The sequence below is a fragment of the Tardiphaga sp. genome (assembly GCF_041424195.1).
Taxonomy (GTDB): Bacteria; Pseudomonadota; Alphaproteobacteria; order Rhizobiales; family Xanthobacteraceae; genus Tardiphaga.
Window position 1 is genome coordinate 26,537 of record NZ_JBGMOE010000201.1, and the last position, 8,850, is coordinate 35,386.

The window sequence follows — 8,850 nt, forward strand, 5'->3', positions numbered from 1 at the left end:
ATGGATGCTCTCGATCAAAAACGCCATGATGATAGCGGAATCACGAAACCTTGTCCGAGGACACAGCGTTCGATCATTGAGTCATCATTTCAGGAACCAAGGTTGGTTGCCTGTTTTGAGATGAGACTTGGAGATATGACATGGCCAGTTCACCGCCCGATCCCCACCCCGATTCACCACCGTCCGCGCCCGAGCAGACGCCCGAGCAAGTGCCGCCACCGGACCACGATGGTCGGGAGAGCGTGGAAGATGTGCCACCGGAAGACTGACGGCAACGATCCGCTTCCTCCCCCCTATCCACGGGACGAGAAGCCGCGGCGATACACCCTCCCCGCCCGATATGGCGGCAAATGAGATCAGACTTCCACGTCAGAGAGTCGATGCTCTTCGTGCGCGGCCGACCACACCGCTCGCGCGGCATCGAGGTTCATCATCGCAATAGCAAATCCCACCAGGATGTCTGGCCAAACCGAACGCATTTCGAGCGTGACCAGACCGGCTGCGACAATCCCGACGTTGGCGAGTGCGTCGTTGCGCGCGGAAAGCCATGCTGCCTTCACCAGACTTCCGCCGCTGCGGCGGTGCCGGGCTAGGATAATGGCCGCGATCAGATTGACCGCCAAGGCGCCGAGGCCAGTGACGGACAGAAGCACTGCGTTCGGTGGAAGGGGCGCGACGGCCTTTTGCCAAAGTGTCCATATAAATGCGAGTGCCGGCGCCATTAGAATTGCCGCGAGCAGCATTCCCACCTTGGCCCGTCGTGCCGCACTCCAACCCAATGCGGCGACAATCAGAAAATTTACTGCCGAGTCTTCGAAAAAGTCGGCGCTGTCCGCAAGCAGCGAAACCGAATGGATATCGAGAGCGACGAAAAACTCAATGCCGAAATAGGCCAGGTTGAGACTGGCGACGATCAATACGGCGCGGCGCAGGGCCGCCATTTCGAGTGTCAAAGACCGCATCCCCAAGATTTCCGAAAGGCACGTAAGCCGCACGCTGCCCAGTTCGAACCTGGTCCTCTCGATCTGCATCGGCAAGCCAATTATACGTTAGGCCCATACCATGCTTGAAGACAGCAGGCAGCCGCACACGGTGCCCCGAAGGGCCGAGACCGGGGTGTCGGCATTTGCGCGATCTCCGTGCTCTGTCGAAGCGTTTCGCACTCCCCGATACAAAGTCCCCCTAGTCGTCCCATCGAAAGCACTATCAGATGTGGGAATCGCCAGGCGCATGTGCCAGATTTCACGCCACACTGCATCCCCCGGTCGAGTGAACCCTGGCCGTTTCACGGCTGGAACAGGGCGGAATCTGCTTTGACGGCATCCGTAGAGTTCCTCATATCGGTGCAATGCGCGGGCGAGATAAGTCCGACGGATGCAGTCGCCTCTCGAAACCGAAACGATACATACATCATCGTCCCTCTTGGTCGGGAGGGTGGCCGCTATCCGCGGGCCGGTTATCGACGCGCAATTCGACGCGGGACCGCTGCCGGCCGTCAATGATGCCTTGTGGATCGAGGCATCCGGCAGGCGGATGATCGCGGAGGTGCAAAGCCACGTCGACGGTCAGACGGTTCGGGCCGTTGCGTTGCACTCCACCACCGGCCTTGCTCGCGGCGCATGTGTCAAGGCGCCGGGCGGGCCGATTCAGGTGCCAGTCGGGGACTCGGTTCTCGGCCGCCTTCTGACGCCGACGGGTGACGTCGGCGATGACGGGCCGGCGCTGCCGGCTGCCGCGCCGCGTCGTGCGATTCATCGGGCACCCCCTTCCCTCGCCGAGCAAAGCGCGTCGACAGCGAAGTTCGAAACCGGCATCAAGATGATCGATCTGTTCTCCCCTCTTGCCCAAGGCGGCAAGGCAGCCATGTTCGGTGGCGCCGGCGTCGGCAAGACCGTGCTGGTGATGGAACTCATCAACGCAATGGTCGCCAAGTACGAAGGCGTGTCGGTCTTTGCCGGGATCGGCGAGAGATCGCGCGAAGGTCACGAACTGCTTTCAGACATGCGCGGGTCTGGCGTGATCGACAAGACGGTCCTGGTTTTCGGTCAAATGAACGAACCGCCAGGAGCACGTTGGCGCGTGGGGATGACGGCGCTTACGATCGCCGAATATTTTCGTGACGAGCAGAAGCGAAACGTGCTGCTTCTGATGGATAATGTCTTCCGGTTTGTCCAAGCGGGTGCCGAGGTATCGGGCTTGCTCGGCCGCCTCCCCTCCCGCGTCGGCTACCAACCCACCTTGGCCAGTGAGGTCGCAGCTCTCCAGGAGCGGATCGCCTCGGTCGAGGGCGCCGCAGTCACGGCAATTGAGGCGGTCTATGTTCCGGCCGATGATTTTACCGATCCCGCCGTCACCGCCATCTCCGCCCATCTCGACAGTTCGATCCGACTGTCGCGCGCCATGGCGGCCGAGGGCATGTACCCTGCGATCGACCCTCTGGGGTCGTCGTCAATACTGCTCGACCCGCTGGTCGTCGGCGAGCAGCATTATCGCCTAGCGCAACAGGCGCGCGAGGCGATCGCGCACTACCGGGAGTTGCAGGACATCATTTCGCTGCTCGGTATCGAGGAACTGGGCCGCGAGGATCGGCTGATCGTCGGCAGGGCGCGGCGGCTGCAGCGCTTCCTGACCCAGCCTTTTGTCGTCACCCAGGCCTTTACCGGCCAGCCGGGCCGATCCGTTGCGCTTGCCGACACGTTGAAGGGCGTCGCGGTCATCCTGTCCGGCGAAGCGGATGACTGGCCCGAAAGCGCTCTTTACATGGTCGGCGCCATCGACGAGGCACGGGGACGGGCGGGCCAGGCATGATGAAACTGCGCATCGCCAGCCCCGCCGCGATCCTTGTCGACACTGAGGCCGTGTCCATCAGGGCGGAAGATTCCAGTGGCGCCTTTGGAATGCTGAAGGGTCATGCCAACTTCCTGACCGCGTTGACGATTTCAATCGTCTCGTGGCGTATGCCGGACGGACGCGTGGGCTTTTGCGCCGTGCGCAATGGGATACTGACCGTGAGCAAAGGTCAGGAGGTGGCGATAGCCACCCGCGAAGCCCATGTCGGGGACGATCTGGCCGTGCTCGAACATGAAGTCCTCTCGCACTACCGGGATCGTGACGACAGCGAGCGCTCCGAGCGCGTGACCTCCGCGAGGATCCGGATGCGCGCCATCCGCCACATGGTCGAGGCATTGCAGGACGGTGGCCGGGAGATGGTGTTGTGACTGACGATCGGTCGCAAGAGCAACCGGTGCTCGAGGCGATCCGCAAACGCGCCGCGCGTCAGAGCCTGGCGGACCGGCTCCCGGCCGTGGCGCGCAATCTGGGACAGATCGGCATTCTCGGCTGGCAGATTGTCTTGCCGACCCTTGCCGGGCTCGCGATCGGACGGTGGCTCGATCACCGGTTGGCGAGCGGGATTTTCTGGACGGCACCCTTGCTTCTGATTGGTCTGGCATTCGGCTGCTGGTCGGGCTGGCGCTGGATTCACCGACAGTGACCCTATTGATGCTTGGCCTTTTCGTCATCTTCGGAGGAAGTGTCGGCGTCGTTCATTTCCTGGCGCTCGCCGGAGACGCCGACGGGGTAGTGCGTCAAAACGGCGCGTGGCGCCAAGCCAAGCTACGCGTCGGACGGATCGCGCTCACGACGTTCATGCTGCTGTTCGCAAGTCTCCAGGGGTGGGCAATACTGCTTGCTGCCATGCTCGCCTGGATAGCGGCGCGCCAGATCGTTCTCTACCGCTTGGAGGTCAAACGATGAAGTTTGCCTCGCCGCTGGAAAGCAAGCTTCTCTTCACGATCGGTCCCATCCCGATCAGCCAGCCGGTGGCAACGACATGGGCCATCATGATTGTCCTGACGCTTGTCTCCTGGGCGATGACGCGCCGGCTCGCCCATCACCCGACGCGAGGCCAGGCTGCGTTCGAACTCGTCGTCGAAACCATCGCGAGCCAGGTTCGGGAAACCATGACCGTCGAGCCTAAGCCCTATCTGGCCTTGATCGGAACGCTCTTCCTCTTCCTTCTCATGGCCAATTGGGCTTCGTTGATTCCTGGCATCGAGCCGCCCACCGCTACGCTCGAAACCGATGCGGCGCTGGCGATGATCGTCTTCGGCGCAACGCTGTGGTTCGGCATAAGGGCGCTTGGTCTGAGGGCCTATCTCGCCAGCTTTGCGCAACCTTCGATCCTGCTGGCCCCGCTGAACGTCATCGAACTTTTCACCCGCAGCTTCTCGCTCATGATTCGTCTGTTCGGCAACGTGATGAGCGGCGTTTTCATGATTGGAGTCGTGCTCAGCCTGGCCGGCCTGCTCGTCCCCATCCCGCTGATGGCGCTCGAAATGCTAACCGGCGCAGTCCAGGCTTACATATTCAGCGCCCTCGCCATGGTCTTCATCGGCAGCGCTATCAGCGAAGCCATCGAACATCCCTCACCGCAGCAGGAGTCCTTGCCATGAATTGGATCCATCTCGTCAGCATTCTCGGTGCCGCCTTCGCGATCGCGGTCGGCGCGATCGCCCCCGCCCTCGGCCAGGGGCGCGCCGTCGCCGCCGCGATGGACGCCATCGCACGCCAGCCGGAGGCGGCAAACACGGTTTCGCGAACATTGTTCGTCGGCTTGGCGATGATCGAGACGATGGCGATTTACTGCCTGGTCATCGCCCTGCTGCTCCTCTTCGCCAACCCGTTCGCCTGACATGCGCATCGACTGGTGGACGCTGGCGCTACAGGCGATCAACGTCCTAATTCTTGTCTGGCTGCTGGGACGTTTCCTCTTCCGGCCGGTCATGGAGGCCGTCGCCGCGCGGCAGGCTGCCGCCGACAGGATTCTCGCAGGCGCCCGTGAAACGAAGGATGCGGCAATGGCCGAAGCGCAGGCGCTCAAAGTCCGGAATGACGAATTTCTTGCAACGGCGGCAGCCCGACGCGCGGCGATGGAGGATGCCGTCGAGACTGATCGCCGACATCTGCTTGCGCAAGCAAGGACCGAGGCCGACGAGGTGGTACGAAAGGGCCACAGCCTGATCGAGGCCGAGCGCGCGCATATCGGCGCAGAATGGGCAGAGAAAGCTGCCGCGCTCGCTTCCCGCATGGCCAGCGCCCTGCTCCTGCGCATTTCGCCCGAGCACACCACGGACGCCATGCTCTCCGGCTTCATGGCGCAGATCGCCGAATTGGACGATGCCGACCGACACAAATTGGCCATGGACGGAGGTGTCACGATAGTCGCCCCCGAGCCGCTACCCGAGGCAATCCAGGCGAATATCGTTCATGCGCTGGGCGGCGCGCTGCCCAATGCCACACCGCCTGCTTTCGCGGTCGATCCTGCTCTGATCGCCGGGATCGAATTGCGGACACCGCATTTGCATGTTCGCAACAGCTGGCGCGCCGACCTCGACACCATGCTCGCGACGGTCCAGGAGAACGGCAATGCCCATCTCGGCTGAGGACTGGTTATCGCAGGCGGAGGCGCGCCTCGAAGCCGTCCAGCTTGGGCCCCGCCTCGCTCATATCGGCCGCGTCGAATCGGTAGGCGATGGCGTCGCAATGGTTTCCGGCCTACCGGATGCGCGCCTCGACGAACTCCTGCGCTTCGCCCGAGGCCAGACGGGCTTCGTGCTGACGCTCGACCAGGATCGGATTGGCTGCGTACTGCTCGACGGCGCAGAGGGGGTCGAGGCAGGTGACGTCGTCACCGGCACGGGTGAGGTGGTCCGCGTGCCAGTCGGCGAAGACTTGCTTGGTCGCGTGGTCGATCCACTCGGTCGCGCCTTGGATGGAGGTCCGCCGATCAGGGCCGCACGCTTCGATCCGGTCGAACGGGCGGCGCCGGCGATCATACAGCGCGATCCAGTCGTCCAGCCGGTGCAGACAGGAACGCTCGCGATCGATGCGATGTTCGCCATCGGGCGGGGCCAGCGCGAGCTGATCTTGGGCGACCGCGCCACCGGCAAGACTGCGCTCGCCGTCGATGCAATGGTCAATCAGCGCAGCAGCGACATGATCTGCATCTATGTCGCGATCGGCCAGAAGAGTTCGGCCGTGGCCCGGGTGGTGGACCAGATTCGTCGCCATGGTGCGCCGGACCGCACGATCTTTGTGATGGCGGGCTCCGCTTCGGCGCCAGGCCTGCAATGGATTGCGCCCTTCGCAGGCTTTACCATCGCGGAATTTTTTCGCGATCGCGGCGATCACGCGCTCATCGTGCTCGACGATCTTACCAAGCACGCCGCAACCCATCGCGAAATTGCTCTGTTGACCGGCCAGCCGCCCGGGCGCGAAGCCTATCCCGGCGATATCTTCTTCCTCCATTCCCGCCTGCTGGAGCGAGCGGCACGATTGTGTCGGGACAAGGGTGGCGGCTCACTTACGGCCCTGCCAATCGCTGAAACCGACGCTGGCAATGTCAGCGCCTATATTCCGACAAACCTCATCTCCATCACCGATGGGCAACTCATCCTCGATGCGCAGCTCTTTGCCCAAGGACATAAGCCCGCCATCGACATCGGCACGAGCGTCAGCCGCCTTGGCGGCAAAACCCAGGCGAAAGCGCTGCGGGACGCGACGGGAACGATGCGGCTCGATTACGCGCAATTCCTTGAACTGGAAATGTTCACCCGCTTTGGCGAACAGCCGGAAGCGCGAGTGCGCGGGCAAATCGAACGCGGCAGACGATTGCGCGCATTGCTTAGTCAGCCTCTACTCAGCCCCCTCAGGGTCATCGACCAGGTCGCCCTTGCCATCGCGCTTGGTGAGGGCATTATTGACGACCTGCCCGTTCCCGAATTGTCCCTTATCCGCCAGAGCCTCCCAGCCTGGCTTGACGGCCATGTGGCAGATCTCGTCGCGCAGCTTGCTCAGACAGGCACGATCGACGGCTTGCAGCGTGACAGGCTCGTCGCCTCATTGCGCGAATTCATCGAAAGCCAACGGATCGCGACGACATGAGCGACCGCATTGCCGAGATCGCGCGGCGAATCCAGACGGTCCGGCAGCTTGGCACGGTGATAAACGCGATGCGCGGGATCGCTGCTCAGCGTGCGCAGCAGGGACGCGCGCTGCTGCCGGGTATCCGCGCCTTTGCAGACACAGCAAACCGGGCAATCGAGCAAGCTCGACTTCTCGTGAATGCCCAGGGTTCCCTATCCTCTTCGACAAAATCCACAGCAAAAACCGGTCTCATCCTCTTTGGCGCAGAACAGGGTTTTGCTGGCGGCTTCCCGGAACTTCTCATCGACGAGGCTGCGCGTGACATGACGCATCAGCATATTTTCCTGCTTGGCGCACGCACCGTCACGATCGCGAAGGAACGAAATCTTCCTGTAAACTGGAGCGCCAACCTTTCCAACAAGGCGGATGCGCTGACCGGTCTTGCGATGACTGTCCTGGATGCCCTCTATGATTATCTGGATGAGGCTGGTCCGGTGCCGATCGACATGGCATATCCAATCTGGAGAAGCGGCCAGGGCGCCAGCATTCGCCATATTCGGCTGCTGCCGCTCGAGCTGGCGCCAGTCCCTCCGTTACATGCGGCGACGGCGCCTCTCACCAATCTCGCGCCTGCGGATCTCATCGGTGACTTCACCGTAGAATATGTGTTTGCCCGCATCTGCGAAGCTGCGGTCGAAGCCTTCGTCGCCGAGAACGAAGCGCGCATACGGACGATGGCGGCGGCACGGACACATATCGACCGCAAGAGCGATGCTCTCCGACTGGAAGAGCGCCTCACACGTCAGGATGAGATTACCGCCGAGGTTGTGGAATTGGCCGGCGGCGCGCGATCCGGAAGGGCAAAGCGATAGCGCTGCTGAAGTCGCTGTACCGAGCGCGGCACGCGTCCGGAGTGTCTGTTCCAGAGAGTATCCGGCCGCAACGCTAGCGCGACATACCCCAGTTGAAATTGGGCCTTGACCTTGGACCATGGTCCACACCCCATAGTTCGCCGAATCGTCCCAGCGCCCGGTTTCTTTATCGGCCGAAGGGCAGATAATGCTTTCATAGCCGTCATGAGCGCTTCGCGCGATCATGGCCTCGGGAGCAGGTACAGGAATTGGGCTGGAATTGCCGCTGGTGGCCTCGGCCAATTCAGATCGGTGCGCTCCAGACCAAATGCGTTCCATCCGCGGGACGGGGTCGGCTACCCGTTTGGCGCTGGCTGGATGAAAGGGGGCGTCGCAGAGTATGATTGAAGGACCATGCTCGCCGCCTGGGAATTCCAACTTCCAATCTCCGGACCAGGCCTCCGGAAACGCATGCAGCGATGCCGTCTGTGCGTTCGATATGGATGCGCTTGTCACCATGTGGAACCGAAAAAGCGAGCTGGTTTTTGGATGGTCTAAAGCAGAAGCAATTGGCCTCCACATCTCTGCCCTTTATCCGCCTCAAGAAATCTTGGAAGGGCTGCCGGCACGCGATCTCGCCGCAGTCCGGGTCTTACGAACGGACGAGCAAGAATCATGGCGCGTTCGCAAGGATGGTACCGAGTTCCTGGCGAGTATCACTATGACCGCCGTGTGCGATGCCCGCGGTCTGATGATCGGCTATGAAACCATCATTCGCGACATCACCGACAGAACGGCTAAAGAGAGGCTCGAACCGCTTCTTCGGTCGCCCCTGTCGATTGTACCGGATGGGACGATAACAATCGGCAGGCTCTTGCCATTGCCTGATCGCCAGCGAAACGATGGAAATATCGCGCCCGATCTTCAGGAAGACAGCCGCATCGCACTCAGCGCTGTCGTGACGGGTCGCAGCCGCGACGGGACGATATTTGTCATGGACGCACCGGCCCCAGAGGTCGTGACCTGCCCCCCGGCGGTCCCTCGCTCATAACGAGAGTCTTGCGGTTGAATA

The 8,850-nt window shown here is 62.1% G+C and carries 11 protein-coding genes; 10 read left to right on the forward strand and 1 reads right to left on the reverse strand.

Annotation, left to right across the window (positions count from 1 at the left end; genetic code table 11):
• Nucleotides 1–356: 356 nt before the first annotated feature.
• Nucleotides 357–941: a cation transporter gene (locus ACEK02_RS27720; RefSeq protein WP_371424690.1), complete on the reverse strand. Its 585-nt coding sequence runs from the start codon at nt 939–941 to the stop codon at nt 357–359.
• Nucleotides 942–1,374: 433 nt separating this feature from the next.
• Here ACEK02_RS27720 and atpD point away from each other — a divergent pair, with 433 nt between their 5' ends.
• The 10 genes from atpD to ACEK02_RS27770 all read left to right on the forward strand — a co-directional run bounded on the left by atpD (nt 1,375) and on the right by ACEK02_RS27770 (nt 8,829).
• The gene (gene atpD, locus ACEK02_RS27725) at nt 1,375–2,808 is read left to right on the forward strand and encodes a F0F1 ATP synthase subunit beta (protein ID WP_371424681.1); all 1,434 of its coding nucleotides are present in this window, start codon (nt 1,375–1,377) and stop codon (nt 2,806–2,808) included.
• Nucleotides 2,805–3,218, forward strand: a complete 414-nt coding sequence (locus ACEK02_RS27730) for a F0F1 ATP synthase subunit epsilon (RefSeq protein ID WP_371424682.1) — start codon at nt 2,805–2,807, stop codon at nt 3,216–3,218. Before atpD ends, ACEK02_RS27730 begins: the two co-directional genes overlap by 4 nt.
• Nucleotides 3,215–3,493: an AtpZ/AtpI family protein gene (locus ACEK02_RS27735; RefSeq protein ID WP_371424683.1), complete on the forward strand. Its 279-nt coding sequence runs from the start codon at nt 3,215–3,217 to the stop codon at nt 3,491–3,493. Before ACEK02_RS27730 ends, ACEK02_RS27735 begins: the two co-directional genes overlap by 4 nt.
• Nucleotides 3,490–3,756 (forward strand): hypothetical protein, encoded by a 267-nt coding sequence (locus ACEK02_RS27740; RefSeq protein WP_371424684.1) that lies wholly within the window; start codon nt 3,490–3,492, stop codon nt 3,754–3,756. The genes ACEK02_RS27735 and ACEK02_RS27740 overlap by 4 nt, the downstream gene beginning before the upstream one ends.
• Nucleotides 3,757–3,809: 53 nt before the next feature.
• A complete protein-coding gene (locus tag ACEK02_RS27745; protein WP_371424691.1) occupies nt 3,810–4,454 on the forward strand; it encodes a F0F1 ATP synthase subunit A in 645 nt (214 codons plus the stop codon).
• Nucleotides 4,451–4,693, forward strand: coding sequence for a F0F1 ATP synthase subunit C (locus ACEK02_RS27750; protein ID WP_371424685.1), 243 nt, complete (start codon nt 4,451–4,453; stop codon nt 4,691–4,693). The genes ACEK02_RS27745 and ACEK02_RS27750 overlap by 4 nt, the downstream gene beginning before the upstream one ends.
• Before the next feature lies 1 nt (nt 4,694).
• Nucleotides 4,695–5,444, forward strand: a complete 750-nt coding sequence (locus ACEK02_RS27755) for an ATPase (RefSeq protein ID WP_371424686.1) — start codon at nt 4,695–4,697, stop codon at nt 5,442–5,444.
• Entirely contained in the window at nt 5,428–6,945 is a 1,518-nt protein-coding gene (locus ACEK02_RS27760; RefSeq protein WP_371424687.1) for a F0F1 ATP synthase subunit alpha, read from the forward strand. Before ACEK02_RS27755 ends, ACEK02_RS27760 begins: the two co-directional genes overlap by 17 nt.
• The gene (locus ACEK02_RS27765) at nt 6,942–7,799 is read left to right on the forward strand and encodes a F0F1 ATP synthase subunit gamma (protein ID WP_371424688.1); all 858 of its coding nucleotides are present in this window, start codon (nt 6,942–6,944) and stop codon (nt 7,797–7,799) included. Before ACEK02_RS27760 ends, ACEK02_RS27765 begins: the two co-directional genes overlap by 4 nt.
• 379 nt (nt 7,800–8,178) lie before the next feature.
• Complete coding sequence (locus ACEK02_RS27770; protein WP_371424689.1) at nt 8,179–8,829, forward strand: PAS domain-containing protein; 651 nt, start codon at nt 8,179–8,181, stop codon at nt 8,827–8,829.
• Nucleotides 8,830–8,850 lie beyond the last annotated feature (21 nt).